The 26,822-nt window shown below is 64.8% G+C and carries 27 protein-coding genes; 11 read left to right on the top strand and 16 right to left on the bottom strand.

Annotation, left to right across the window (positions count from 1 at the left end; translation table 11 throughout):
• Positions 1–94: 94 nt before the first annotated feature.
• The gene (locus tag AC0L2M_RS27985; protein WP_128173681.1) at positions 95–331 is read right to left on the bottom strand and encodes a hypothetical protein; all 237 of its coding nucleotides are present in this window, start codon (positions 329–331) and stop codon (positions 95–97) included.
• 164 nt (positions 332–495) lie between these two features.
• Between AC0L2M_RS27985 and gcvA the strand changes: the two genes are divergently transcribed.
• Complete coding sequence (gene gcvA, locus AC0L2M_RS27980) at positions 496–1,431, top strand: transcriptional regulator GcvA (RefSeq protein WP_091592246.1); 936 nt, start codon at positions 496–498, stop codon at positions 1,429–1,431.
• A gap of 62 nt (positions 1,432–1,493) precedes the next feature.
• Here the strand turns inward: gcvA and AC0L2M_RS27975 are convergent, their stop codons facing one another.
• The 6 genes from AC0L2M_RS27975 to tsaD all read right to left on the bottom strand — a co-directional run bounded on the left by AC0L2M_RS27975 (position 1,494) and on the right by tsaD (position 5,666).
• Entirely contained in the window at positions 1,494–1,916 is a 423-nt protein-coding gene (locus AC0L2M_RS27975) for a DUF1761 domain-containing protein (RefSeq protein WP_473536457.1), read from the bottom strand.
• Positions 1,917–2,049: 133 nt separating this feature from the next.
• Positions 2,050–2,649 carry a class I SAM-dependent methyltransferase gene (locus tag AC0L2M_RS27970; protein WP_287173078.1) on the bottom strand — a complete coding sequence of 200 codons (600 nt, stop codon included), beginning with the start codon at positions 2,647–2,649 and terminating at the stop codon, positions 2,050–2,052.
• A gap of 53 nt (positions 2,650–2,702) precedes the next feature.
• The gene (locus tag AC0L2M_RS27965) at positions 2,703–3,128 is read right to left on the bottom strand and encodes an EVE domain-containing protein (RefSeq protein WP_027154811.1); all 426 of its coding nucleotides are present in this window, start codon (positions 3,126–3,128) and stop codon (positions 2,703–2,705) included.
• A gap of 123 nt (positions 3,129–3,251) precedes the next feature.
• A complete protein-coding gene (locus AC0L2M_RS27960) occupies positions 3,252–3,548 on the bottom strand; it encodes a YciI-like protein (protein WP_027154810.1) in 297 nt (98 codons plus the stop codon).
• A 25-nt stretch (positions 3,549–3,573) separates the two neighbouring features.
• Positions 3,574–4,584: an NAD(P)H-dependent glycerol-3-phosphate dehydrogenase gene (locus AC0L2M_RS27955; protein ID WP_236384588.1), complete on the bottom strand. Its 1,011-nt coding sequence runs from the start codon at positions 4,582–4,584 to the stop codon at positions 3,574–3,576.
• On the bottom strand, positions 4,581–5,666 hold the full coding sequence (tsaD, locus tag AC0L2M_RS27950; RefSeq protein WP_473536456.1) for a tRNA (adenosine(37)-N6)-threonylcarbamoyltransferase complex transferase subunit TsaD: 1,086 nt from the start codon (positions 5,664–5,666) through the stop codon (positions 4,581–4,583). The genes AC0L2M_RS27955 and tsaD overlap by 4 nt, the downstream gene beginning before the upstream one ends.
• A 103-nt stretch (positions 5,667–5,769) precedes the next feature.
• On the opposite strand from tsaD, the gene hemC reads away from it, so the two are divergent.
• From hemC to AC0L2M_RS27920, 6 genes are all read left to right on the top strand, one after another.
• Positions 5,770–6,696, top strand: a complete 927-nt coding sequence (hemC, locus tag AC0L2M_RS27945; RefSeq protein ID WP_473536453.1) for a hydroxymethylbilane synthase — start codon at positions 5,770–5,772, stop codon at positions 6,694–6,696.
• A gap of 1 nt (position 6,697) precedes the next feature.
• On the top strand, positions 6,698–7,414 hold the full coding sequence (locus tag AC0L2M_RS27940; RefSeq protein WP_473536452.1) for a uroporphyrinogen-III synthase: 717 nt from the start codon (positions 6,698–6,700) through the stop codon (positions 7,412–7,414).
• Between the two features lie 91 nt (positions 7,415–7,505).
• Positions 7,506–8,999 (top strand): COG4223 family protein, encoded by a 1,494-nt coding sequence (locus tag AC0L2M_RS27935; protein WP_473536451.1) that lies wholly within the window; start codon positions 7,506–7,508, stop codon positions 8,997–8,999.
• A gap of 10 nt (positions 9,000–9,009) precedes the next feature.
• On the top strand, positions 9,010–10,611 hold the full coding sequence (locus AC0L2M_RS27930) for a heme biosynthesis HemY N-terminal domain-containing protein (protein ID WP_473536450.1): 1,602 nt from the start codon (positions 9,010–9,012) through the stop codon (positions 10,609–10,611).
• Between the two features lie 45 nt (positions 10,612–10,656).
• Complete coding sequence (locus tag AC0L2M_RS27925) at positions 10,657–11,136, top strand: tellurite resistance TerB family protein (protein ID WP_473536449.1); 480 nt, start codon at positions 10,657–10,659, stop codon at positions 11,134–11,136.
• A 12-nt stretch (positions 11,137–11,148) separates the two neighbouring features.
• Positions 11,149–11,865 carry a glutamine amidotransferase gene (locus AC0L2M_RS27920; protein WP_091592267.1) on the top strand — a complete coding sequence of 239 codons (717 nt, stop codon included), beginning with the start codon at positions 11,149–11,151 and terminating at the stop codon, positions 11,863–11,865.
• Positions 11,866–11,902: 37 nt separating this feature from the next.
• Here the strand turns inward: AC0L2M_RS27920 and AC0L2M_RS27915 are convergent, their stop codons facing one another.
• From AC0L2M_RS27915 to AC0L2M_RS27890, 6 genes are all read right to left on the bottom strand, one after another.
• The gene (locus tag AC0L2M_RS27915; RefSeq protein ID WP_473536448.1) at positions 11,903–13,144 is read right to left on the bottom strand and encodes an MFS transporter; all 1,242 of its coding nucleotides are present in this window, start codon (positions 13,142–13,144) and stop codon (positions 11,903–11,905) included.
• A 290-nt stretch (positions 13,145–13,434) separates the two neighbouring features.
• Positions 13,435–13,896 (bottom strand): Ros/MucR family transcriptional regulator, encoded by a 462-nt coding sequence (locus AC0L2M_RS27910; RefSeq protein WP_473536447.1) that lies wholly within the window; start codon positions 13,894–13,896, stop codon positions 13,435–13,437.
• Positions 13,897–14,043: 147 nt separating this feature from the next.
• Positions 14,044–14,748 carry an ROK family protein gene (locus tag AC0L2M_RS27905; protein WP_473536446.1) on the bottom strand — a complete coding sequence of 235 codons (705 nt, stop codon included), beginning with the start codon at positions 14,746–14,748 and terminating at the stop codon, positions 14,044–14,046.
• Positions 14,749–14,764: 16 nt separating this feature from the next.
• Positions 14,765–16,141 carry a glucose-6-phosphate dehydrogenase gene (gene zwf / locus AC0L2M_RS27900; RefSeq protein WP_473536445.1) on the bottom strand — a complete coding sequence of 459 codons (1,377 nt, stop codon included), beginning with the start codon at positions 16,139–16,141 and terminating at the stop codon, positions 14,765–14,767.
• 16 nt (positions 16,142–16,157) lie between these two features.
• Positions 16,158–17,174: a phosphogluconate dehydrogenase (NAD(+)-dependent, decarboxylating) gene (gnd, locus tag AC0L2M_RS27895; RefSeq protein WP_473536444.1), complete on the bottom strand. Its 1,017-nt coding sequence runs from the start codon at positions 17,172–17,174 to the stop codon at positions 16,158–16,160.
• Between the two features lie 138 nt (positions 17,175–17,312).
• A complete protein-coding gene (locus AC0L2M_RS27890; RefSeq protein ID WP_473536443.1) occupies positions 17,313–19,709 on the bottom strand; it encodes a glucan 1,4-alpha-glucosidase in 2,397 nt (798 codons plus the stop codon).
• Between the two features lie 201 nt (positions 19,710–19,910).
• On the opposite strand from AC0L2M_RS27890, the gene AC0L2M_RS27885 reads away from it, so the two are divergent.
• Genes AC0L2M_RS27885 through AC0L2M_RS27870 form a run of 4 tightly spaced genes read left to right on the top strand, consistent with a single transcriptional unit; the run spans position 19,911 to position 24,373 of the window.
• Positions 19,911–20,924, top strand: coding sequence for a substrate-binding domain-containing protein (locus tag AC0L2M_RS27885; RefSeq protein WP_473536442.1), 1,014 nt, complete (start codon positions 19,911–19,913; stop codon positions 20,922–20,924).
• A gap of 45 nt (positions 20,925–20,969) precedes the next feature.
• On the top strand, positions 20,970–22,439 hold the full coding sequence (locus AC0L2M_RS27880) for an ATP-binding cassette domain-containing protein (protein ID WP_473536441.1): 1,470 nt from the start codon (positions 20,970–20,972) through the stop codon (positions 22,437–22,439).
• Between the two features lies 1 nt (position 22,440).
• On the top strand, positions 22,441–23,421 hold the full coding sequence (locus AC0L2M_RS27875) for an ABC transporter permease (RefSeq protein WP_473536440.1): 981 nt from the start codon (positions 22,441–22,443) through the stop codon (positions 23,419–23,421).
• A 4-nt stretch (positions 23,422–23,425) separates the two neighbouring features.
• A complete protein-coding gene (locus tag AC0L2M_RS27870; RefSeq protein WP_473536439.1) occupies positions 23,426–24,373 on the top strand; it encodes an ABC transporter permease in 948 nt (315 codons plus the stop codon).
• Positions 24,374–24,410: 37 nt separating this feature from the next.
• Here the strand turns inward: AC0L2M_RS27870 and AC0L2M_RS27865 are convergent, their stop codons facing one another.
• From AC0L2M_RS27865 to AC0L2M_RS27855, 3 genes are read right to left on the bottom strand one after another with little or no spacing between them, the layout of a single operon-like run.
• The gene (locus AC0L2M_RS27865) at positions 24,411–25,919 is read right to left on the bottom strand and encodes an aldehyde dehydrogenase family protein (protein WP_473536438.1); all 1,509 of its coding nucleotides are present in this window, start codon (positions 25,917–25,919) and stop codon (positions 24,411–24,413) included.
• Positions 25,920–25,938: 19 nt separating this feature from the next.
• Complete coding sequence (locus AC0L2M_RS27860; protein WP_473536437.1) at positions 25,939–26,283, bottom strand: cupin domain-containing protein; 345 nt, start codon at positions 26,281–26,283, stop codon at positions 25,939–25,941.
• A 24-nt stretch (positions 26,284–26,307) separates the two neighbouring features.
• Positions 26,308–26,658 carry a cupin domain-containing protein gene (locus AC0L2M_RS27855; RefSeq protein ID WP_473536436.1) on the bottom strand — a complete coding sequence of 117 codons (351 nt, stop codon included), beginning with the start codon at positions 26,656–26,658 and terminating at the stop codon, positions 26,308–26,310.
• Positions 26,659–26,822 lie beyond the last annotated feature (164 nt).

Raw genomic sequence — 26,822 nt, 5'->3', positions numbered from 1 at the left:
GAATAGGGGAATAGGGGAATAGGGGAGGAAGAAAGTGTCAGTAGGGTTGCGAAGGCGCGCCGCTTCCTTTTCGTTACCCTACTCCCCTACTCCCCTACTCCCGCGGCCTCTGCCAGCCGATATCGAGCAGACCCAACCGGCCGAGTTCCCGGTCCATCGCGCGCGCGACATCCTTGCGCTCGGCGCCGATGTCGCGCAATTGCCGGTCCGAAAGGTCGTCGACGTTCTCGGGCGGGAGGTTGACCGCCATTTTTGCATGGCGGAACCAATCAGACACCGCGCGCAGCCAGGCCGGGCGGACGGTTACAGGACTCAAGACGATGTGAGACATGGTGCAATCCGGCTTCTCCGGACATCAAGTCCGGTTTGATGTTTGTACGATGGTCACATCATGACGGATTGAAATTAAAACGAGAAACGAGTAGTTTTCTCTGCATCTTCAAGTTTTGTTTGAGGATTGAAAATGCTCGACCGGCCTCTCCTCGTCCTATTCTGATGGCGCGCCTGCTGCCTGGAACCCGTGCACTGAGGACGCTGGAAGCAGCCGCCCGGCACCTCAATTTCACCCGCGCCGCGGACGAACTTGGCCTGACCCCGGCCGCGGTCAGCCACCAGATCAAGGAAATCGAGGATCAGCTCGGCATCGTGCTGTTCACGCGCACCAGCCGCACCATCCGGCTGACCGAGGCGGGCGCGGTGCTGTTCGAGGCCTCGACCGACGCGCTCGACCTGCTTGGCCGCGCCGTCTCACGGGCGCACAAGCTGGCGCGTGGAACGGCGTTGCTGAAAGTGACACTCGACGCCCAGTTCGCGACAAAATGGCTGATGCGACGCGTCGACGATTTTCGCAAGCAGCGACCGGGCATCGAGCTCCGCTTCGACATTGCTTCTGAATTGCGCGATTTCGACCTGGACGACGTCGATGTCGGCATCCGTTTCGGCGCGGGAAAATATCCCGGCCTTTGCACCCACCGGCTGTTCGACAACATCATCATCCCTGTGTGCAGCCCCAGCCTGCTGGCCTCCGGCCCGCCGCTGCGCGAGCCGCGCGATCTCTTCCATCACACGCTCGCCCATATCGAGTGGGCGCGACAAGGCGTGACCTGGCCAAACTGGCGGATGTGGATGGCGGCGGCCGGCGTCGACGATTTCGACGACAGCCGGACGATCGTGTTCGGCACCTCGACCGACGCCGTTCAGGCCGCGCTCGACGGCAATGCCGTTGCTCTCGCCGATTTTGCCATGGTGGCGAACGACCTTTCCGAGGGCCGGCTGATCCGGCCCTTCGAACTTGGCATCAAGGTTCCGCCCGACTTCGCCTACTTCCTGGTCTATCCCATCGCATCCGCCAACGACCCCAGGATCGTGGCGTTCAGGGATTGGCTCCTCAACGAAGTTCACAACCCGCAGCCGGAGCCGACGCTTGGATGAGCTTCAGGTCGCTCTGAGTGATCAGCCGGCAGTCATCGACCTATTTTTTCATGGCGGCAGCGTCAGCCCGCGACATCCGCCGCGCCGAACCAGCCGATCACCGCGCCGATGATAAGCAGCACGCCGAGCCAGTGGCCGCAGACGATGATGGTCAGGTCCCAGCCGAACCCTTGGTAACGATGATTGACGGATAGCGTCGTGGCGACGAATCCGAACCAGAGAACGAAGCCGAAGACGAGCCCGGCAACGAGGTTCGGTTCGCCACCGGTCATCGCTCCGACGATCAGAGACATGACGAGCGCCATGACAATTTCCGCGACGAAGCTGATTACGAAGGGCAGCGGCGATTTACTCATGGTCGCCGGATCAAGCCTGGTGGCCTTTAGCCACGGCTTGCTCAGGCCCATGTACCAGGCAGCGCCGAACAACCACGCCACCACCGCGGCGACGATCACCGCCAGCCAGTTCACTGCTGAAAAATCCATGATTTCCTCCCCGGAAGCATGTCGCTCAAAAGCATGCCCCCGGGCCCGAGCCGGGGGTGCCCAGCGGTTTTGGGACAACGGCATGCGTATTCTCAAAATCGAAGCGTGATGGAACGCCTGTTCGGCAATGCCGTCAAGAAAACCGCCAGACGGTGGTGCGTTTGACCAGCGCGTCTTCCAGCGCCCGGGTTACCGCCACCTCGTAGATGGCGAGCGGCTCCAGTCCAGCTTTCGGCAGATAGGAGCGGCCGGGATCGCCAACGAGGATGTCGGCGCCACGCGCCTTGAGCGTCGCGAACCATGGCTTCAGCCGGTCGGCGAAGGATTTGTCGTAGAAGACGTCACCGGCCAGGACCACATCCCAGCCCGCATCGGTTCCGATGCAGTCGGTGCCAAGAAACATTATCCCGACGCCATTGGCCTCGGCGTTGAGGCGGATCGCGGTCGCACAGAACGGGTCGATGTCGGCGGCGATCACCTCTGCCGCGCCGGCCTTCACTGCCGCAATGGCGACAAGGCCGGAACCGGAGGCAAAGTCGAGCACGCGCTTGCCCTGCACATCAGACGGATTGTCGAGGATGTAGCGGGCAAGGCCCTGGCCGCCGGCCCAGGCGAAGGCCCAGAAAGGCGGCGGCAGACCGATTTCGGCCAGTTCGTCCTCTGTCCGCTGCCACAGATCATGCGCCTCGTCGGCCAGATGCAGCAGCATCTCCGGCACATGCGGCGGTGCCATCAGCGCCGTGTTGTCGAGGATGAAGTTTCTCGCGCTGTTTGGCGTCAGCGCCGTCACGGCGCCGGCGTCAGGTCGCCCATGCGGCAGACCTCTTTCCATTCGGCCGGCGTCACCGGCTGCACGGAAAGCCGTCCGAGTCGGACCAGCGCCATCTCGGCAAGCTTGGGGTTGGCCTTGACCTGCTCCAGCGTCACCGGCTTCGGCACATCCTTGACGGCGCGGATATCGACACATTCCCAGCGCGGATCGTCAGTAGTGGTGTCCTGATGGGCCAGCGCGCAGACCTCGACGATGCCGACCACGTCGAGCCCATCGTTGGAATGGTAGAAGAAGCCGAGATCGCCGATCTGCATCGCCTTCATGTTGTTGCGCGCCGCATAGTTGCGCACGCCGTCCCATTGCGTGCCGGCCTTGCCCTTCGCCTTGAGGTCCTCGAAGGAGAAGACCGAGGGTTCGGATTTGAACAGCCAGTAGTTCATTTTTTGCTCCTCCGCGGCTGGAGATCAGCTACAGCGCCGCGCGTCTTTCAGACGCGCAAAGGACGCTGTAGCACTTTGATTTTGCGCATGATCCTTTCCGAAAATCGATTCCGATTTTCGGAGTCATGCACTCACTGGCTTGTTGAAGGTCCAATTCCATTGCCGGATTTCGACGCTTTCGAACAGCCCTGCCCTGGCAAAAGGGTCTGCCGCCGATAGCGCTTCTGCCGCCTCCAGATCGGGCGCCTCAACCACGACGAGGCTGCCGTTCGGCTTGCCGTCGGCGTCGAGGAACGGACCGGCGAAGGCCAGCTTGTTCTCGCCGTTCAGTCCCTCCAAAAAGGCAACATGCTCGGGCCGCGTATCGAGCCGCACCTGCAGGCTTCCAGGCTTGTCCTTGCAAATCAGCGCAAACAGCATCTTTCCATCTCCGGATTGTTCAACATTACACGTCGGTTTCGGTCTTCAGCGGCCTTGTCATCAGCGCCGACACAGCCTGGCGGATGGTGATCGTGCCGTCCAGTATGGCGGCGACGGCGGTGATGATCGGCGCGTCGATGTTGCGCTCGGTGGCGATGCGGGCGGCGATCGCCGCCGTCGGCACCCCTTCGGCCAGTGGCAGCCCGGCAAGCGGCTTGCCTTGCCCCAGCGCCAGCCCGTAGGCGAAATTGCGCGACTGGGCGGACGAGCAGGTGAGCAACAGGTCGCCGAGGCCGGAAAGTCCCATCAGCGTTTCCGGCCTAGCGCCGAAAGCAGCGCCGATGCGGCGCAATTCGACGAAGCCGCGCGTCACCATGGCGGCCTGGGCGCTGGCGCCGAGCTCGGCGCCGGTGACCGCACCGGCGGCAATGGCGAAGACGTTCTTCAGCGCGCCGCCGATCTCGACGCCGATGAGGTCGTCACTCGAATAGCAGCGCAAATTCTGCGCCGAAAAGCGCGCGGCCAGGTCGGCCGCCAGACCCTCATTGCCGGCGGCGACCACCACGGCCGTCGGCAGCCCCCTGGCGACGTCAGTGGCGAAGCTCGGCCCGGATAGGGCGGCGACCGGATTTTCAGGCAGGATCTCTCCAGCGATCGCCGACAGCAATGCGCCGGTGTCGCGCTCGATGCCCTTGGCGCAGAGGACCAGCGGGACGTCTTTCGGCATATGGGCTTTCGCGGTGGCCAGCATGGCGCGCAGCGACTGCGCCGGCGCCACCGCCAGCACGCAGTCGGCGCCGTCGAGCGCAGCCTCGATATCACTCGTTGCCACGATGCCGGCCTGGAGCGCGATGCCAGGCAGATAGCGCGGATTTTCGCCACGGTCGATCGCGGCGACGGTCTCCAAGTCGCGCGCATAGAGGCGGACGAAATGGCCGGCGCGCAACATGGCCAGCGCCAGCGCCGTGCCCCAGGCACCGCCGCCGAGCACGGCAACGCGCCAGCCGCTTGGTACCTTGTGCCCGCTGCCGCTCATGCCTTGGCTCCGCGCCGGCCCGAGCCGACCATCGGAGCGGAGATGCTGTCCAGCGGCCAGCGCGAACGCGGCACGAAATCAGCGGTGTTTTCACCCGATATGCCGGCGCGCAGCCGCTCGATGCCGGCCCAGGCGATCATCGCCGCATTGTCGGTGCAGAGCTTGAGCGGCGGCGCGACGAAGGCAAAGCCGGCCTTCTCGCACAGGGCTTCGAGTGTGGTCTTGATCGTCCGGTTGGCGGCGACACCGCCTGCAACGACGAGCGCAGGCTTCAGCTCGCTCGGAAACTCCTTGCGGAAACGGTTCAGCGCCCTCGAAACACGGTCATCCAGCGCATCCGCAACCGCCGCCTGGAAGGAGGCGCAGATGTCGGCGACGTCCTGGTCGCTCAAAGGGGCAATGGCCGTCGCTGCCTGGCGCACGGCGGTCTTCAGCCCGGAAAAGGAAAAATCGGGCTGCGCCGAGCCCTTCATCGGTCGCGGGAAGGCGAAGCGCGCGGCGTCGCCGGTCGCCGCCGCCTTCTCGACATTCGGCCCGCCCGGATAGGGCAGGCCGAGCATCTTGGCCGTCTTGTCAAAAGCTTCGCCGAGCGCATCGTCGATGGTTGTTGCCCAGCGCTGGTAGTCGCCAACGCCACGCACCGCAACGATCTGCGTGTGGCCGCCGGACACCAGCAGCAACAGATAGGGAAAGTCGAGCCCGTCGGTCAGCCGCGCGGTCAGCGCATGGCCTTCGAGGTGGTTGATAGCAATCAGCGGCTTGTTCGCCGCGGCTGCGATCGCCTTGGCCGTCATCAGCCCGACGATCAGACCGCCGACGAGGCCGGGGCCGGCGGTCGCAGCGATCGCGTCGATATCGGCGAGATCGACGCCTGAATCGGCAAGCGCGGCCTCGATGATGCCGTCCAGCGCCTCGACATGGGCGCGCGCGGCGATTTCCGGGACGACGCCGCCGAAGGCGGCATGCTCTTCGATCTGGCTGAGCACGATATCAGACAGGATTTTCGGCGCGCCGCCGCCGTCCAGCGCTACCACGCTGGCGGCGGTCTCGTCACAACTCGTCTCAATGCCCAGAACGCGGATCAATTCGTTGCCATCCCTGGAGATTGTGCAACCAGCCTTTCCCCGTTAGGAGAAAGCCCGGAAACGGCCTCGATCTGCCGGGGGTTATCACGGACAGCGCGCCATGCAAACAACCTTGAAAATCGGAACACGCGGCAGCCCGCTGGCGCTGGCGCAGGCGCATGAAACGCAGGCGCGGCTGATGGCCGCTCACGGCATGCCGGTTGAGGCATTCGAGGTGGTCGTCATCTCGACCAGCGGCGATCGCATCCAGGACCGGCCGCTGTCGGAAGCCGGCGGCAAGGGGCTGTTCACCAAGGAAATCGAGGAGGCGCTGCTGGCGCGCCGCATCGACATCGCCGTGCATTCGTCGAAGGACATGCCGACGGTGTTGCCCGACGGACTGGAACTGTCTGCCTTCCTGCCGCGCGAGGATGCCCGCGACGCCTTCGTCGGCAAGGCGGCCAAAACGATCGCCGGATTGCCGCACGGCGCGAAGGTCGGTTCGTCGTCGCTCCGGCGTCAGGCGCTGATCCGGCGGATGCGGCCGGACCTCGAGGTGGTGATGTTCCGCGGCAATGTGCAGACGCGGCTGCGCAAGCTCGACGAGGGCGTCGCCGACGGCACCATCCTTGCCTATGCCGGGCTGAAGCGGCTCGGACTCGAAGATGTCATCACCGACCTGATGCCGCTCGACAGCTTTCCGCCGGCGCCGGGGCAAGGCGCGATCTGCATCGAAAGCCGCATCGGCGACCTCGATGTGGAAAGAATGCTGACGGCAGTCCACGACGTGCCAACCGGGCAGGCGCTGGCCTGCGAACGCGCTTTCCTGGCGGCGCTCGACGGTTCCTGCCGCACGCCGATTGCCGGCCATGCGACGATATCGGCCGAAACGGTGTTCTTCGGCGGGCTGATCATCTCGCCGGACGGCGCGCAATCGCATGAGGTCAAGGCGGAAGGCCCGGCGCAGGATGCCGCGCGCATCGGCGACGAAGCCGCCAGGACCGTGCGGGCCAAGGCCGGCGAAAAATTCTTCGACGGCTGGGCCTGACATGCGTCGCGTCCTGGTGACGAGGCCGGAGCCGGGCGCTTCGCGCACGGCACAGCGGCTCGAGGACCTGGGTTTTAAGCCGATCCTGCTGCCGCTGACCGAAACGGTGGCGCTGCCGGTTGATCCGGACAGGGTCGCAGCCAATGCCGCGGCCGTTGCCGTCACCAGCGCCAATGCCGTGCGCCATGCGCCGAAAGAAATCAGCACGGCGCTCGCCGGTTTGCCTTGCCATGCCGTCGGCAGACGGACAGCGCAGGCCGCCCATGCGGCCGGGTTTCTGTCGGTCAGCGAAGGGCCGGGCGATGCCGAGGCGCTGGCGGATGCGCTTGCCGGCGATTACGCCGGACAAACCATCGTCTATTTGTGCGGGCGGGTGCGTTATTCGGGTTTCGAGCAGCGGCTGCAGTCGGCAGGCGTTCAGGTTCGCGCCGTCGAGACCTATGACACTGTCGCGCTGGATTATTCCGATGAGGCCGTTCTTGCGCGCTTGTCCGGCCGGCCGGTCGAGGCAATGCTGCTCTATTCGGCCAAGGCCGCCACAGCGCTGCAGGCACTGGCTGGGCGGCCGGCGCTGCGTGAGCTTTTTAAAAAGTCATGTTTTTTTGCGCTGTCCGGACGTATCGCCGCAGCCTTGGACACTGTTGCCTCAGAACAGCTCCGCGTTGCGCCGGAGTCCAGCGAGGAGGCGCTGCTGGAGCTTTTGCGGACGTCGCCTTGACCCCGTGTCATCACGCCGCCCCTTTTCACCGCTTGGTGATGTGCTAGACCCTTTCTGAACCATCCCGAAGCGAAACTTGCGGAGCCCAAGCATGGTCAAGACGCCGAAGATGCGGCATTCGAAAAGCCGTCGCGAGCCGGTGACCATCGAGCTCGAGCCCGGCGCTGTCTCGCGCGTTGCCGACGAGGATGCCGCCAACGGGCGGACCGACGAGGCGAAGGCGGAGGAGGCGGCAAGCGCGTCGCAGCCGGAAGCGCCTGAAGAACCCGTCCATGCCGACCAGACCGACATCGAGCCGTGGGAACATGCCGAAGCGGCCCCGCCGGACGGCTCGGAACAGCCGGCCGAGGGCGGTGCCAAAACTCCTGAAGGGCCCAAGCCGACTTATCCGGCCGGCTCGGAGGCATCGGCGAAGCGGGCCTTCGACTACAGTTTCGACGACGCATCGGCCAAGGACGCTTCGGCCAAGGCGGGCGCCGCAGACGCGCCGAAGGAAACCCAGGCAGGGACTGAAGACATGGCAGCGCAGCCGAAGCATGGCGGCATCAACGGCATCGCTGCCGGCATTATCGGCGGCGTCATCGCGCTGGCTGCCGCCGGAGGGCTGCAGTTTGCCGGCCTGCTCGGCGCGCCAGGGGTTGGCGATTTATCCTCGGGCGGCGTGTCGCTCGATGGCGTCAACAGCGAAATCGCTGCGCTGAAGAGCGAGATTGCCGGGCTCAAGGATACAGCCGGCAACAATGACGCCTCGGCCAAGGTGGACGGGCTGTCGTCGGCGCTGGATCAGGTCAAGACGGATGTCGCGGCGCTGCAATCGGCGATCGAGCAGGGCGGAGCAGGCGACACTGCCGGGCTTGCAGCCCTCGGCGATAAGGTCAGGCAGATCGAGACGGCGGTTGCGGCGCTTGGCCAGACCGGCAACACGGCGCCGGTCGATCTCGGGCCGCTCAATGAAAAGCTGGCCGGGCTCGACGCGGCGGCGAAATCCGCCGGCGAGACGGCGAAGGCACAGGACGGCCGGCTTGCAGCGCTGGAACGGTCGGTGTCTCAGCTTTCCGGCAAGGTCGAGGCACAGGCCGGGCAGCCCAAGGTTGCGCTCGCCATCGCCGCATCGGCGCTGAAGGCAGCACTCGACCGTGGTGCGCCATTCGCCGCCGAACTCGAAACCTTTGCGGCGATTTCGCCGGATGCTCCAGAGATCGCAGCCTTGCGTCCCTACGCCGAAACGGGCGTTCCGACCCGGGCGGAGATCGCAACCGAAATGCCTGCCGCCGCCAACGCCATGGTCGCTGCCTCCGAGCCTGTCGACCAGAATGCCGGCTTCCTGCAAAACCTGCTGTCGAGCGCGCAATCGCTGGTCAAGGTCAGGCCGATCGGTGCAGTCGAAGGCGCTGGCGCTCCGGAAATCGTCGCTCGCATGGAGGTGGCGGTCAATCAGGGCGATTACGCCAAGGCGCTCAGCGAATACGATATGCTGCCCGAGGCGGTGAAGGCTGCCGGCGCCGATTTTGCCGGCAAACTGAAGGCGCGAATCGAGGTCGAGAAGCAGGTCGACGCGCTGATCGCCAGTGCGATGAAGGCGTGAGGGAAACCCGATGATTCGCATTCTGCTTTTCCTCGCCGTGGTTTTCGCGCTCGGGCTGGGTTTCGCCTGGCTGGCCGACCGGCCAGGCGAGATGGTCGTCACCTTCAGCGGCTATCAATACCAGGTCAGCCTGATGGTGGCGGCGGTGGCGGTCGTTGCCGTGGTTGCCGCGGTGATGATCGTCTGGTGGCTGCTCAAGGCGCTGTGGAACAGCCCCTACACCATCTCGCGCTATTTCCGCGTGCGCCGTCGCGATCGTGGCTATCAGGCGCTGTCGACCGGCATGATTGCCGCCGGCGCCGGTGACGGGGCGCTCGCCCGCAAGAAGACCAAGGAAGCGGCAAAGCTGATCCGCTCCGACCAGGAGCCGCTGATCCAATTGCTGGAGGCGCAAGCCTCGCTGCTCGAAGGCGACCATGAGGGTGCCCGCGAAAAGTTCGAGACTATGCTCGACGACCCCGAAATGCGGCTGCTCGGCCTGCGCGGGCTTTATCTCGAGGCCGAACGCCTCGGCGACCGCAACGCGGCGCGGCACTACGCCGGCCGCGCTGCGGCGATGGCGCCGCAACTGGCCTGGGCCGCCGAATCGACGCTGGAAGACCTGACCGGGCGTGGCGACTGGGACGGCGCGCTGAAACTGGTCGAGGCGCAGAAATCGACGCGGCAGATCGAGCGCGATGCCGCCAACCGGCGTCGCGCCGTGCTGCTCACCGCCAAGGCGCAGGGGCTGATCGACAGCGATCCCAACGCCGCCAAAACCGCTGCTCTGGAGGCCAACCGGCTGCGGCCGGATTTCGCGCCGGCGGCGGTGAACGCAGCCAAACTGCTGTTCAGACAGAATGATGTGCGCAAGGGCGCGAAGATACTCGAAGCGGCGTGGAAAGCCGAGCCGCATCCAGAGATCGCCGAGCTTTACACCCACGCCCGGCCGGGCGATGCCGTGCTCGACCGGCTGAACCGGGCGAAGAAGCTGCAGGAGATGAAGAAGAACCACGCCGAATCGTCGCTGGCGGTGGCGCGCGCCGCGCTCGACGCGCAGGACTTTTCAACCGCCCGCAAAGAGGCCGAGGCGGCTATCCGCATGGATCGCCGCGAAGGCGCCTATCTGCTTCTGGCCGACATCGAGGAGGCCGAGACCGGCGATCAGGGCAAGGTGCGGCAGCTTTTGTCCAAGGCAGTACGTGCACCGCGCGATCCGGCCTGGGTCGCCGACGGCGTCGTTTCCGAACGCTGGGCGCCGGTGTCGCCGATCACCGGCAAGCTCGACGCCTTCGAGTGGCGTGCGCCGATGGAGCGGCTCGGCCAGCTCATCGACAGTGACGAGGATGCGCCGGCCGCCGCGGTGCCAACAATTGCGGCGCCAACGAAGCCGGAAAAGGAAAATGTGATCGAGCTGAACCCCGCTGGTTCGGCCGAAAGACCGACCGCCGTGGCGGCATCGGAAACTGGCGAAGACGATGTTGCGCCGGTCACCGCCACGGCGTCTGCCGCGGTGCCGCCGGATGGCGACGCTGTCGAACCGGCGGAGGAAATGGCCCGGCTGCCCGACGATCCCGGCGTCGATCCGGACGACGAAGAGCAAAAATCACCACGCAGGTTTCGATTGTTTTGATTTGGCTAAGCTTGAAAGTTTTGGCGGATGGGAAGCAGGAATCACATGTTCGAACGCGTTCTGTCGTTTCTGAAGGACCTGCCGGGAGACGGCAGCGCCCGCAACGACGCCGATGATCCGCGCGTTGCCGCATCCGCCCTTCTCTACCATGTGATGAGTGCCGACGGCTTGCGTCAGGATGCCGAATGGGAGCGGTTCAAGGCGGTGCTGGCGGAAAGCTATTCGATCAGCGGCGACGAGCTCGACGCGCTTGCCGCTGCCGGCGAGCGGGCCGACAATGAGGCGATCGACCTCTACGCCTTCACCAGCGTTTTGAAGCGTCAGCTCGATCCGGACGCGCGAAAAGCCTTCATCGGCCTGATGTGGGAAATCGTCTATGCCGATGGCGAATTGCACGAGCTCGAGGACAATATCGTCTGGCGCGTCGCCGAGCTGATGGATGTCGAACGCCACGACCGCGTCGAGGCACGCCGCAAGGCGGCCGCCGAAGTGCCGGGCGCGGCTGGAACATCGAGCGACGAATAGACGGGATCCCCCATGCCATCCACGCCGAGGCCGAGACCAAAAATCCTGATCGTGCTGCATCAGGAGAGTTCGAGCCCCGGGCGCGTCGGCCACATGCTTATCGAAGAAGGCTTCGACCTCGATCTCCGCTGCCCGCCGCTCGGCGACGCCTTGCCGGAAACACTGGACGGCCATGCCGGAACCGTGGTGTTCGGCGGACCGATGAGCGCCAATGACGAGGACGACTTCGTCCGCCGTGAGACCGACTGGCTAAAAATTCCGCTCAGGGAGAACCGGCCGTTGCTCGGCATCTGCCTCGGCGCGCAGATGCTGGTCAACCATCTTGGCGGCAAGGTCGAGGGTCATGGCGAGGGGCTGGTCGAGATCGGCTGGTATCCGCTGACAGCGACCGAGGACGGCAAGAAGCTGATGCGCTGGCCCGAGATGGTCTATCAGTTTCACCGCGAGGGCTTTTCGCTGCCGAAGGACGCGACGCTGCTGGCGACGGCCGAAACCTATCCAAACCAGGCCTTTCGTTATGGCGACAATGCCTGGGGCATCCAATTCCATGGCGAATTGACAAGGGCGATGATGCAGCGCTGGGTCGTTCGCGGCGCGCATCGCTTCGAGTTGCCCGGCGCGCAGCCCGGTCGCGATCATCTCGGCGGCCGGCTGATCTGGGACATGCATCTCAAGCGCTGGCTCGGCGAATTCCTGCAGACGATCTTCGGCAAGCCGGCGCTGTCCTGATCTGATCTAGTTTTGCCCGGATCAGTGCGCCCTGGGATCAGTTTCGCCCGTTGAGGTGGCGAACCTTGCGCAGCTGCGGGAACAGCACCGCCCACAGCCCGGCGACAACGACTGCGCCGACGCCGCCGATCACCACCGCGGGCACGGTGCCGATCAATGCCGCCATGGTGCCGGCGCGGAATTCGCCGAGCTCGTTGGAGGCGCCGACGAAAACCTGATTGACGGCGTTGACGCGGCCGCGAACCTTGTCCGGCGTCCACAGCTGGATCAGCGTCTCTCTGATGTAGACGCTGAACATGTCGGCGGCGCCGAGCAAGGCGAGCGCTGCGATCGACAGCCAGGTGATGGTGGAAAGGCCGAACAGCACCGTGAAGGCGCCGAACAGCGCGACGAAGCCGAGCATGACCACGCCGGCATGGTTGCGGATCGGATGTCCGGCCAGCCAGATGGCAACGCAGATGGCGCCGACGCCCGGCGCCGAACGCAACAGTCCCAGGCCCCAAGGGCCGAGTTCGAGGATGTCGCGCGCATAGACCGGCAGCAGCGCCGTGGCGCCGGACAAAAGCACGGCGAACAAATCGAGCGAAATGGCGCCGAGCACGATCTTCTCGCTCCAGATATAGCCGAAGCCGGCAAACAGGGTCTGCATCGTCGGCCTGTCGGTCTCGCTGCGCTGGGCAGGCTTTGGGATGGTGAAGACCAGCACCGCGGCGACAAACATCAGAACGGCAGCGGTGCCGTATGCCGCTTGCGCCGAAAGCCCGTAGAGCAGGCCGCCGGCGACCGGTCCGACGATGGTCGCCGTCTGCCAGGCGGACGAATTCCAGGCGATCGCGTTGCCGAAATCCTCCGGCGGCACGAGGTTGGCGAACAGCGACGCCGCGGCCGGTCCGAGGAAGGCGCGCGCGATGCCGAACATGGCGAGCACGCCGAAGATCAATCCCGGTCCGCTAAGACCGCGCAACGTCAGCAGCAGCAGGGCCAGCGCGCAGATCGCCTCCAGCAGCACCATCAGCGCCATGATCAGGCGGCGGCCGAAACGGTCAGCGACCACCCCGGTGATCAGCACCAGCAGCAGCGAAGGCAGGAACTGGACAATGCCGACAAGGCCGAGATCGAACGGATCGCGGGTCAGGTCGTAGACCTGCCAGCCGACGGCGACGGACACGATCTGGGTGGCGAATGTGGCGAGGAAGCGTGCCGCCCAATAGCTCAGGAAGGGTTTGTGCCGGAAGGCGGCATAGCGCCGGTCGGGCGGTGCGTGAGGTTCGGGTGTCATGAATCAGGCCCCGTGGCAAGGAAGTCGGCCGGCGGGGCACTTCCACGAGGGCGCTGGTCCGACCACAGCGCTTTTAACGCAGTTCGGTGCGAGGCGCGCGCAAAAATCGGCTCTGGATCAAGGATTTCCGGCTACCATGCTAATTGCACAGCGAGGCGGAGGCGGAGAGTTATTTTGGCGCGCAGGTCGAGTTCCCCCCTGTCCTGCCGGACATCTCCCCCTCAAGGGGGGAGATTCGACGCCGCGACGGCTTCCGCCAATCTCGAGCGTCAAAGGCGACTTCGAGCGCGTCAGACCGTGGCCTTCGGCTTCCTGGTCTTCTTGACCGGCGCCGGCGGGGCGGCCTTGCGGCCAAGGCCGATCGCCTTCGCCAACTGCGAGCGCGAGGCCGCATAAGTGGGGGCGACCATGGGATAGTCAGCCGGCAAGCCCCATTTGGCGCGGTAGGCATCCGGCGTCAGTCCGAAATGAACGCCGATATGGCGCTTCAGGGATTTGAACTTCTTGCCGTCTTCGAGGCAGATGATGTAATCTGGAGTCACCGATTTCTTGGGATTGATCGCCGGGATCAGCGGTGCTGCGACCGGAACGGCGGGCTGGCCGAGCCCACCTATCGACGCGCTGACGCTGGCGATGAGATCGCCGAGGCCGGAAGCCGGCAAGCGGTTCTTCTCGACGTAAGCGGACACGATGTGAGCGGTCAGCTCGAGAAGGTCGATGTCCTTGCGGGCTTTGTTGCTGTCGTCGGTCAATCTATTTTCTCCGTTAGTGGGGTCGCAGAATTCCTAGTCGGCAAATCTGCATAACGCAATGACGCCGCACCACGCCACACATTATTTTGAATAACAATACTAACGGCCGGGCCAGATCAACAGGTTTGGGCCCGAACCGCTATAATATCAGACAATCAGGGATTTGTCGCGCCACAGTCGAAATCCCCCGTCGAAGGCGCGTGTGTTGTCGCCACGCCTGCAACCGGCAGGCAATTCGTCGAGTTTGTCGGCATTGCCGCCGCCGATGACCACATAGTCAGGCTGAAGGGCGGCGCGCAGCCGCTCGACGACGTCGAAGACGTGTTTGCGCCATTTCTTCTTGCCGCGCTTTTCAAGGCCGCGTTCGCCGACATAGTCCTCGAAGCTGCTGCCCTTCCTGTAGGGAAGATGCGCGAGCTCCATCGGCTGGGCGACGTTGTCGAGGACCATCGCAGCACCGAGTCCGGTTCCGAAACCCAGGAACAGCATGCGCCCGCCTTCATAGCTGCCGACGGCCTGCATCAGCGCGTCGTTGACCAGCTTCACCGGCTTGCCGAACTGCGTTGCGAAGTCAAATCCGACCCAACCCTTGCCGAGATTGGCGGGGTCGGCCAGTGGCCTGTTGTGGTGCACCGGGCCGGGATAACCGATCGAGACGACATCGTAGGGCAAGCCATTGGCGAGCGTCTGCACGGCGGCGATCATCTGCTGCGGCGTCAGGCCGGGTCCGGAATCGGCTCTGCGCTCCTGGCCGCCGGCGCTGGTGAGGATCTTGACATGGGAGCCGCCGATATCGATCACAAGCACGATCTTTTCGCTGTCCGGTGCCAGCTTTTTCGCCGCTTTGGCCATTGCGTCGCCTCCGAGTTCATTTCGCCGGGTTGATCCAGCCGTTCGGCGGTCCGAACCCGGCCATCGCATCGGCGGGACCCCATGCTCCCGGCTCATAGAGGTGTGGCGGCGTGGTATCGCCGAGCACCGGGCCGACGATCCGCCAGGCAAGCTCACTGGCATCCTGGCGAGTGAACAACTGGCCGTTGCCGTTCATGGCGTCGCCGATCAGCCGCTCATAGGGCGGCATGTCGCCCTTGCTGTCGTCGAGCGCGGTGAGTTCGACCTGCTCGCCGATCATGTCGTCACCAGCGGCCTTGCGCTGGGCGCCGATCGAGATCGCCACCTGCGGGTCGATGCGGAAACGGACGTGATTCGCATCTCCGGGCTTGATCGGGTCGAAGACGTCGAGCGGCGGCCGCTTCAGCCGCACGATGACCTCGGTGGCGTGCACCGGCATGCATTTGCCGGCGCGGATGAAGAAGGGCACGTCCCGCCAGCGCCAGGTGTCGACGAAGAAACGCACCGCCGCGAAGGTCTCGACCGGCGAATTCGGCGCGACGCCCGGCTCGCTGAGATAGCCTTTGAATTGGCCGCGCACGACATCGTCCCTGGTCAGCGTCCGGATCGCCCGCAGCACCTGCACCTTCTCATCGATCAGATCGTCGGCCGAGCGGCCAACGGGCGGCTCCATGGCAAGCAGCAGCAGGATGTTGAGCAGATGGTTCTCGATGACGTCGCGGATGCAGCCGACCTCGTCGTAGAAGCGGCCGCGGCCTTCGACGCCGAAATCCTCGGCCATGGTGATCTGCACGCTCTCGACGAAATTGCGGTTCCAGATCGGCTCGAGAAAGGAATTGGCGAAGCGGAAATAGAGCAGGTTCTGGATCGCCTCCTTGCCGAGATAATGGTCGATGCGAAAGATCGACTGCTCGTCGAACACCAGGTGAAGGACCCGGTTCAGCCAGCGCGCCGATTGCAGATCGTGACCGAACGGCTTTTCCACCATCAGGCGCGCGCCCTGGGCCGCGCCCGACTGTTCCAGGCCCTGGATGACCGTCTCGAACATGGTCGGCGGCACCGCCAGATAGTGCAGCGGGTGCCGCGCGGTCCCGAGCGCGCTTTTCAGCTTCTCGAATGTCGCGGCGCTGCGGTAGTCGCCGCTGACATAACGAAGCAGCGAGGCTAGTTTAGCGAAGATCCTTTCGTCGACCTTGCCGATGGCCTTGACGATGCCGTCGTGGGCGCGCGCCTGCAACTGCTTCAGGTCCCAGGCGTCGAAAGCGACGCCGATCACCGGCTCGGTCAGCGTTCCCTTGGCGACCATGGCGTAAAGTGCCGGGAAGATTTTTTTGTGGGCGAGGTCGCCGGTCGCCCCGAAAAGCACCAGCGTGTCGGACCGTTCCTGGTTCATGAGCGTGTCTTCGCCGTCACGAGCCGGTCTTCGGCTTTTCGACATGGCCGCCAAAGGCATAGCGCATGGCGGACAGCAGCTTGTCGGCGAATTCGGATTCGCCTTGCGAGGCGAACCGGTCGAACAGGGCCGAGGACAGAACCGGCGCCGGCACGCCGGTGTCGATCGCCGCCTTCAGCGTCCAGCGGCCTTCGCCGGAATCCGAAACCCGTCCGCCGAACTGCGTCAGCCCCGAATCGGCCTTCAATACGCCCGCCGTGAGGTCGAGCAGCCAGGAGCCGATGACGCTGCCATGCCGCCAGACCTCGGCTACCTCGGCGATATCGATGTCGAACTGGTAATATTGCGGGTTTTCCAATGGACTGGTTTCAGCGTCGGCGGTCCGTTGTCGCTTGCCGGCATTCGCCGACTTCAGGATGTTCATGCCTTCGGCATAGGCGGCCATGACGCCGTACTCGATGCCGTTGTGGACCATCTTGACGAAATGACCAGCGCCACTCGGCCCGCAGTGGAGATAGCCGAAGGGGGCGGTTCCGGCATCCTTGCCGGCGGCGGGCACCCCGGCATCGGCGCCCGGCGCCAGGGTGGCGAAGACCGGATCGAGATGCTGGACCGCGCTGTCTGGGCCGCCGATCATCAGGCAATAGCCGCGCTCGAGGCCCCAGACGCCGCCGCTGGTGCCGACATCGACATAGTTCAAACCTTTCAATGCCAGGCGCGCGGCATGGTCGACAGCCTCGTGATAATAGGAATTGCCGCCGTCGACGATGATGTCGCCCGGCTCCATCAGGTCGGCCACCTGATCGACGATCCGGCTGGTGATCGCCGCCGGCAGCATCAGCCAGGCGCTGCGCGGCTTGGTCAGCTTGCCGACGAAATCCTCCATCGAAGCGGCTCCGATCGCGCCAGCCGTCACAAGGGCTTCAACGCTGGCCGGGTTGATGTCGTAGGCCACGCATTCGTGGCCATCGCGCAGCAGGCGCCGCACCATGTTGGCGCCCATCCTGCCCAGTCCCATCATTCCGATCTGCATGTTTTTCGTCCTGCTTCTTGAGGGATAGAAGATCTACTGCTCTATCTTTGGAGCATGATCTTTTCCGAACCGAAGGTCAGCGAAGCAAAACCGGCTTCCATTTTTCGCTAACGCGGACCTTCGGTTCGGGATCATGCTCTAGTCCGGCTTGTCGATACCGACGGAAAAGTCGACATTCTCCCAACGGCCGGCATCGGGCCAGAAAAAAGTAAAGACGATCCTATTGCCCGGCGGGACATCGGCAACGGGCAGGTCCGTGAGATGGATGCCGAAGGCGTTCTCGATCGTAGTGGCGTCATGGATAGTTGCCCAATCGTCGTTGCTCCAATGGACCACTGCCCGGGCCAGCAGTTCGACGCGCAGCAGCTTGCCGGCGGGCATGGCGCGGAGCTTGTGATTGAAGCGCCATGTCCGGCGCGGCGCCACGGTCCTGTCCTCGATGTAGCGCTTCACGCCTTGCGGCGGCATGTCGAAGACGGCGCAGTCATTGAGCGAGCGCAGCAGCTTGATATGCTCCGAATGCGCCCAGACCAGCGGCATGGCGCTGCCCGACGGTCCGCCGTGCCGCAGTTCGTGTTCGGCCATGTCGGGACCATCCCAGACCTGCTCCGGCAACAGGCCGCCAGACCCGGCAGAATCCTCCAGGGTCTTCAACAGGCTCGCTGCCTTGTCCTTGCGGCCCGCCGCCAGTTCATAATGGGCGCGTTCGCCGACCAGCAGCGGCCAGGGCCGGCCATGGCCGGTCCCGTCGAAGGGCGCGCCGTCGGCGTGCTCGCCATAGCCGTCGCTGGTATAGCGATACCAGACAGGCCCCTGCGGCAGGTCGCAGCGCAGCCGCGCATCGATGACCTTGACCGTGCCGACGATGCGCGGATCGTCGGCGGCCCTGAGGCCGAAGCGGACGAGCGCCAGCGCATCCGGGCTGACGATCGCCTCGGCCGGCCGGTCGCTATCGCCGGGCGGCCGGTTCTTGATCGGCACATAGCCGTCCTTCGGCGACGCCGCGCCGGCGGTGTCGGGCGGCGCGATACGGACGTAATAGCCCTCGACGCCGACGTCTTCGCCGAGTGGAGTGCCGGTGACATAGGTCCAGCGCTCGATCTGGTCGTTCCAGACATCGGCGGTTTCCCGCAGATATTTTGCCGGCTCTGCTTTGCCGCAAGCTTCGAACATGTCGGCCGCGGCCAGCAGGGCGGCGATCTCGACGGCCAGCGTGAACGGGCTGTAGCCGGCATCCTCCTCCCAGCGGTCTTCACCGGTGACCGGACCGTTGCGCACGACGTAGGAAGCGGCGCGTTCGACCATCGGCATGAAGGAGCGCAACGCGGCGTCTGCCAGATGCCCAGCCCGGCGCAGCGCGTCTGCGAGCAGCAGCGGAAACGCGCACTCGTCCATCTGGATGCCCGGCCAATAGGCTGATCCGTCGAGCCAGGCGTTCTGCGGCCAATGCCCATCCGGCTGCTGGATCGAGCGGAGATAGGCGAGGATCTCCAGCGCTTGCGCCGGATCGCCGGCGGCCAGGAAGCCGCCCGCGGTTTCGACCAGGTCGCGCGGCCAGACCAGATGATAGCCGCCGATATCGTCGTCGCCCTTGCTGAAGCCCCACGGGATCGACAGGCTGGCGACGGCCGCGCCGGTGGATGAGCGATGTGTTGCCAGAACCGCCGTGCTGACACGATAGGTGTTGATCCCCGCACCATGCCGGTCCAACGGCAGCAAGCCAGCCTGCCATTTGCGCCATTTTTCGATAAAGGATTTGGCCGCGGGCGCAAAGCCTCGCTTCAGGCTGGCCGAGGCATTTTCCGCCGCCTCTTGCGGCGTCGTTCCGAAACCCAGCGCCAGCAACGCCGTCGGGTTCGCAGCCGAAAAGCCGATCTCGCCGGTCAGCGCGACATTGCCGTCCTCGGCCCTGCGGCAAGCCGGGTCGAGCCGGCCGTCACGACGGAGTTGCTGCCAGCCGTCGGAGACACCGACATAGCCGGCCGAGCATGCTCCCCAGGGCAGCGACGAGGCGAGCGCCAGGCAAACGCCACGTCCCGATGCAAACAGGACAGGCCTTCCCTCGTGGTCGCCGACCCAGGCGGTGTTGGCCATGCCGGCGTTGACCAGATGTGGCGCCAGCAGCGCGTAGACGCGGTGATCGGCGTGTGTGCCTCTCAGCGGCGTGAAGCTGATTTCCTGAAGCAAAACAGGATGTTCCGGGTCAGTAACGATACGCTTCTCGATCCAGTAGGTGGCGGCGGTGTTGACCAGCCTGTAGGCGGGCACGCCGTCCTCGAACGGCTCGAGGCTGTGCACGGCATCGCGCTTTTCTTCCGAGAAATAGAAGCCGGGGCCGGTGACGACCAGTCCCATGTCTCGGGTGCAGGCGCTGTCGAGGCGGGGATAATAGACCTCGTTGAGGGTGCCGTGGCTGATCGTGAACCAGACAGGACAGGCCGGCGAAAGCGCGGTTCCGATGCCGCTCTTGGCGCTCGACGTCCAGCGCGCCGGAATTCCGGGTGCACCCAGCGCATCAGTCGGCGTCGCTGCCATCTCGATTTCGATCTCCTGCCCCACCCCTAGACCAGGAGCCGAAGCCTTTTCAATCATTGCACCGCAAGTTGATCGTCAAACCTTCATCGATCGCTGTTGACAAGTGCGCCCATCTAAATTTGTCTGACAATATTGAAACGAGGGTCGTCATAACAGCCGCCAGCAGCCAACAACGACCAGCAATCCATGGGAGGATAACAGATGAAGAAGATACTCGTCCTGAGTGCCCTTGCAGCGATGCTCGCGTCAGGCGCAGCACTGGCCGACACCAGCGACAAGAAGATCGCCTTTTCCAACAATTATGCCGGCAATTCGTGGCGACAGGCGATGCTCGACAGCTATGCCATCGTCACCAAGAAGGCGGTCGCCGACGGGGTGGTCGCTGCCGCGGACATCTTCACGACGGCCGACAAGGAAGTGCCGACACAGGCGGCCCAGGTGCAGAACCTGATCCTGCAGGGCTATGACGCCATCGTCATCAACGCCGCCTCGCCGGACGCGCTCAACGGCGCCGTCAAGCAGGCCTGCGATGCCGGCATCGTCGTCGTCTCCTTCGACGGCATCGTCACCGAGCCCTGCGCCTACCGCGTCGTCGTCGACTTCAAGGACATGGGCAGGCAGGAAGTCGAGCAGATGGCCAAGTTCCATCCCGAGGGCGGCAATCTGCTGGAAATCCGCGGCCTTGCCGGCACGTCGATCGACGACGCCATCCACGCCGGGATTCTGGAGGGTGTCGCCGCCCATCCCGAGTTCAAGATCGTCGGTTCGGTGACCGGCGACTGGGACCAGACCACAGCACAGAAGGCGGTCGCGACGATCCTGCCGTCGCTGCCGGAGATCGTCGGCGTCGTCGATCAGGGCGGCGACGGCTATGGCGCGGCACAGGCCTTCGCCGCCGCCGGCAAACCGCGCCCGACCATCATCATGGGCAACCGCCAGGACGAATTGCAGTGGTGGAAGGAACAGAAGGACAAGGATGGCTACCAGACCTGGTCGGCGTCGATTGCGCCGGGCGTGTCGTCGCTGGCCTTCTGGGTGGCGCAGCAGGTGCTCGACGGCCGCACCGATGTGCCGCATGACCTGTTGGTGCCATACCTCGCCTTCACCCAAAATAATTTCGAGGCCGAGCTGCCGAACATCCCCAAGGGCGGCGTCGCCAGCCACGAATACACGCAGGAAGACGCCATCGCGGCGATCAAAGCCAACATCAAGTGAGCGTGGCACGTTGCCAGCTGCGTCGCCAACCGGATATCGCCAGGGATGCCTAGGGGTGACGCGGATATTGTCAGGCTGGACGGAGCCGAAAAACATTTCGGCGCCATTCGGGCGCTCGCCGGGGTGGATTTCCACGTCGGCGCCGGCGAATGCGTCGGTCTCGTCGGCCACAATGGCGCGGGCAAGTCGACGCTCATGCATATGGTGGCGGGCACGCTCGTGCCCGACAGCGGTCGGATCGCGGTGCGTGGCGGCATCGAGGATAACTATTCGGTGCCGCGCGCCCAACAACTTGGCATACGCTGCGTGTTCCAGGAACTGTCGCTGTGCCCGAACCTCAGCGTTGCCGAGAACACCCGAATCAACCACCCGGCGCTGCGCGGCCTCGGCTGGCGGCGCAAAGCGGCCGATCTGATCGCCGCCAAGCTCGACGAGATATTTCCGGGCCACAGCATCTCCGCCGCCGATATCGCCAGCGACCTTTCCATCGGCAGGCGGCAGATGGTCGAGGTGGCGCGCGCCTTCACGGTGACGCAGGATCCGCTCGAATTGGTCATCCTCGACGAGCCGACATCCTCGCTCGACGCGCACACGGCCGGCCAGTTGCTGGGTTTCGTCCGGCGCTTTGTCGCCGGGGGCAAGAGCTGCATTCTGATCTCGCATGTTCTGGGCGAGGTGCTCGGGAATGCCGACCGCATCGTGGTGATGCGCGACGGCAAGGTCGTCGCGTCGGATGCGGCTAAGGCTTTCGATCGCGGCAGGCTGGTGACGACCATGGGCGGAGCGGCAGCGCGTGAGAAGATCGCGGCCGAAATCGCGACCCAAAAGCCGGAGACCGGCCCGTTGCGGGTCCGGGCCCGCCCAGCGCGGCAACAGGACGGCAACGAACTTGTGGCGCATGCCGGCGAGATCATCGGCCTTGCCGGGCTTGCCGGTCATGGCCAAACCGATCTGCTGCTGGCGATTTTCGCAGCCGCGGCGCACACCAAAACCGGCATCGAGGTCACCGCGCCGGTGGCGCTGGTGGCCGGCGACCGCCAGTCTGACGGGATCTTTCCGCAATGGTCGATTGCGCAAAACATCGGCATCCGCTCGCTGGCGCGATTGCGCAACGGCCTGCTGATCTCGCCGCGGCGCGAAGCCGAACTCGCCGACTTCTGGCAAAAGAAAATCGGCATCCGCACCCCCGACATGAACAACAACATCTTCTCGCTGTCCGGCGGCAACCAGCAGAAGGCCCTGTTTGCCCGGGCGCTCGGTTCCGACGCCAGGATCGTGCTGATGGACGACCCGATGCGCGGCGTCGACATCGGCACCAAGCTCGAAGTCTACGACCTCGTGCGCGAAGAGGCTGGCCGCGGCCGCACCTTCCTCTGGTACACCACGGAAACCGAAGAGCTCGACAATTGCCACCACGTCTATGTCTTCAAGAACGGCCGGATCGTCGCCAAGCTTGGTCGCGACGAGCTGACCGAGGAAAAGATCATTCAGTCCTCGTTCGGCGACGCGGCCTGAGATGACGGCAGCACCCGTCGAGACCGGTCCCAAGAGTTCTTCCGAGCGAAGCGCGTTGGCGCGGGCGCGTCTGCTGCGCGGGCTGCTGCCAGCGATGTCGCTGATGCTGGTGCTGCTGGCGATCGCCTGGCTCAACCCGCGCGCCATCAGTTATTTCGGCTTCAGCCTGATGCTCAATTTGGCGGTCCCGATCGCCCTGGCCACGATCGCGCAGATGTTCGTCATCGCCGGCAACGAGCTGGACCTGTCGATCGGCACCTTCGTCGGTTTCGTCGGCTGCGTCACGGCGACATGGCTGAAGGAGGCGCCGCTGGTCGGTGTCTTGATCCTCCTCGGGTCGATCGGCGTCTATGCGCTGCTCGGCGCGCTGATCCATCTGCGCAACCTGCCTTCAATCGTGGTGACGCTCGGCATGAGTTTTGTCTGGCAGGGCCTCGCCATCCTCATCCTGCCGAAGCCCGGCGGCAAAGCACCGGACTGGCTGCTGTCGCTTATGGCCTTCAAACCGCCCTTCGTTCCGTTCCCGATCATTGCGGCGCTGCTGATCGCGGCGGTCGTTCATTTCGGGTTGATGCGCACCTCGTATGGCGTGATCCTGCGCGGCTCCGGCGGCAATGCCGCGGCCCTCAGCCGTGCCGGCTGGTCGCTGCTCAAGACCAAGATCGTGCTGTTCGCGTTGACCGGTCTGTTCGGCGTTTTGTCCGGCATGGCCCTGATCGGCATCACCACCTCGGCCGATGCCAATATCGGCAATGGCTACACGCTGCTTTCGATCGCCGGGGTCATCCTCGGCGGCGGCGAATTTGTCGGCGGCCGGGTATCGCCGATCGGCGCGGTAATCGGCGCGCTGACGCTGGCGCTCGCCGCCTCGCCGCTGCTGACCTTCATGCACATCCCGCCCGATTGGCAGGTGGCCGCCAACGGCGCCATCCTCATCATCGTGCTGGCGGCCCGGGTGCTGATCAGCCGCAGGGAGAGGTGAGGGGATGGCATCGATGCGATTGCTGCTCGCAAAACCCTGGATATGGTCCTTCATCGGTGCGCTGCTGGTGTGGCTGGCGACGATCACCTTCACCGGCGGATATGGCGGCGGCGGCATGATCACGGCGGCACTTTCGCTCGCCGTCTTCACCGTCATCGTCGGTGTCGGCCAGATGTTCGTGATCACGCTCGGTCCCGGCAATGTCGACCTGTCGCTGCCCGCCAATATCGGCCTCGCCAGCGCCGTCGCCATGAAGGTGATGGACGGCAATGATTCAATGATCGCGGTCGGGCTGCTGGCGGCGCTGGCCTGCGGCATGGCGATCGGCGCCGCCAATTATCTGTTGATCTGGGCGCTGCGCATTCCACCGATCATCGCCACACTGTCGGCGAGCTTCATCATCCAGTCGATCGACATCAGCTATGGCCGCGGCTTGCAGATCAAGCCGCCGCCGGGCTTTGCCAGTTTCACCAACTGGCAGATTCTTGGCATTCCGGTGCTGGCGATCCTCACCGTGCTGTTCTCCATCGGCGCTGCGATCGTGCTGCAGCGCATGATCTATGGCCGTTCGGTGCTGGCGATCGGCCAGAACATCCGCGCGGCGTGGCTGGCCGGCGTCAATGTCGGCCGCATCCGCTTTCTTACCTACACGCTGTCGGGCGCGCTCGGCGGCCTCGACGGGGCGCTGCTCGCCGGCTATTTCCGCGGCGCCAATGTCGATATCGGCAATGAGTACCTGCTGGCCTCGATCGCCGTCGTCGTCATCGGCGGCACGTCGGTAGCCGGCGGCAAGGCCAATGTGCCGGGTGTATGGGGCGCGGCCCTGTTCCTGGTGCTGCTTTTGACCATGCTCAACACGTTCGGCGTCAGCGCCGGCGTCCGTCTGTTGCTGACCGGGCTGATCATCGTCGGCGTCATCACTGCCGCCGGCGGGCAGAAAGCGCTGCGCTAGCAAGCGGGGGCCCTTGGCGGCGCTGACCTGTGTCATCTCATACGTGCTTGCGCCCGCCAGATTCGCGGAACCAGCTGTCGGGATAGGGATACCACCAGTCCTGGATCGCTGGCCTGTGGTCGATGATGACCATCTTCGAGCGGCGGAAGGCATCCAGCCCCTGGCGACCAAGTTCGCGGCCGAGGCCCGACGCCTTCCAGCCGCCGAACGGCAGTGCGTCGTTGTCGATCAGCGGATTGTTGACCCAGACCATCCCTGCCTCAAGCCGCTCCGCAGCCTCATGCGCCTCGGCAAGATCAGTGGTGAACACCGAGGCGCCGAGCCCGAACGGGCTGTCATTGGCAAGTTCTATCGCCTCGTCGAAATCCTTGACCCGGCAGATCGCGGCGACTGGCCCGAAACATTCTTCCCGCACGATCGCCATGTCGGGGGTGACGCCGGTCAGGATCGTCGGCTCGTAGAACCAGCCGACATTGTGCGCCGGCGGAATACGCCCGCCGGTGATCGCCTTGGCACCATTGCGCACGGCATCGTCGACCAGCCGCATGACTTTCGCCCGCGCCGCCTCGCTGACCAGCGGCCCGATCTCGGTCTTGTCGAGGCCGTTGCCGATGCGCAGCGCCCGTGTCTTCTGCGCAAACAGCTCGACAAAGCGGTCATGAACGGCATCGACGACGAAAAACCGTTCGGCCGAGGTGCAGACCTGGCCGGTGAGATGGAACGCGGCGGTGACGCTGCCGGCGGCCGCCACGTCGAGCGGGGCGTGTCGGCTGATGATCAGCGGATCGCTGCCGCCGGCCTCGATGACGCATGGCTTCATGCGCTCGGCGCAAGCGACGGCGACAGCCTTGCCGGCGGCGACCGAACCGGTGAAGGCAACCGCATGGGTGCGATCGGAGGCGATCAAAGCCTGCGCCGTGGCCGCCGCGCCGGGCAGGCAGGAAACCAGGCCCTCCGGCAGTGAGCGGAACACGGTCATGTAATCCAGCGTCGACAGTGTCGTCGCTTCGGCCGGCTTGATGACGCAGGCATTGCCGGCGGCAAGCGAGGCGGCAACTGTCCAGCACATCAACAGGATCGGGAAATTGTAGGGCATGATGTGCACAGACGTGCCGTAGGGCTCGTAGCGCGCATACTGGAACGAACCCGCCTGCGTCGTGCCGGCGATCTTGCCGGCATCGTCACGCGCCATCTCGGCGTAGTAGCGGAAGATCGGCGCGCAATTGGCGATCTCGCCGATTGCTTCCGGATAGGGCTTGCCCATCTCGCGCACCATAAGCTCGGCGCAGCGCGTGAAGTCGGCCGCCTCGATGGCGTTGGCGACTGCATGCAGATGCCCGGCGCGGCTCTTGGCGTCGAGCTTTTTCCAGGCAGCTTGCGCCCTGGCCGCAGCGGTGAGCACGGCGTCGATCTCGCCGTCGGTTGCAGTCGCGATGGCGCCGACGGTTTCCAGTGTCGCCGGATCGATCACCGGTTTTGCCCCGCCGGTCATCGGCCGATAATCCGGATTGACGAAGAAGGCCGGCCGGTCAGGTGAGAAGTCCATGGTCGTCCTTTCAAGCTGCTCAGCGGATCATGTAGACCTTCTTGATGGTCTCGTGGACGGTGCAGACGCCCTTCCAGTCCTGCGGAAAGAACGCCGCCGTGTCCGGTTCGATCTCGATCACCTCGCCGGATTCGTGGACATAGGTGCAGCGGCCCTCGAGGAAATGGCAGAATTCGTCGCGGGTAACGTGGCAGTGCCATTTGCCTGGGGTGCAGACCCACAGCCCGCATTCGGAGCGGCCTTCCGGCCGCTTGTGCAGCAATTTGCCGGAGGTGCGGGATTCGCCCTCGATCATGGTGGGGATGACGCCCCAGTCGACGAGGTCTGTAAGGGCGAGCGGCGATTTCATGATCGGTGTCGGCATGTCGTGAAGCTCCAGTGGCTGGCTTCAGGCCAGCATGTAAATGTTGCGGATGGTTTGGTGGACGGTACATTCGCCCGCCCAGCCGGCCGGGAACATGACCACCGTGGCGGCAGAGACTGCTATCACCTCGCCGTCGTCCGATCGGTAGGTCGCGCGGCCGGCAACGAAATGGCACAACTCGTCGCGCGGGATCGCCAGCCGCCAGCGGCCGGGCGTGCAGACCCAGATGCCGGATTCCGGCTGGTTGTTCGGCCCCTTGTGGACGAGCCTGCCGGTGGAGTGCGAAGCACCTTCCAGCGCATTGGGCTGTGCGCCCCAGTCGACGAGGTCGGTGCGGGTCGAGGCTTGGTGGAGATGTGGCACAGTGGAGGTCATGTGGGTGCTCCGCCGGCGCGATGCATGACTTCGCGATCGTCTCGCTCTACGGCGCCCCCCTCTGTCCTGCCGGACATCTCCCCCACGAGGGGGGAGATTGGCAGCTCTGGCGGCGGCACTCTTCTTGCGACATTTGTGATTGGCGAAATCAGTGATGACGGCCA

Source organism: Mesorhizobium sp. WSM4806 (genome assembly GCF_055811635.1).
Note: the sequence above shows the minus strand (reverse complement) of the source record. Positions and strands in the feature narration are given on the sequence as shown.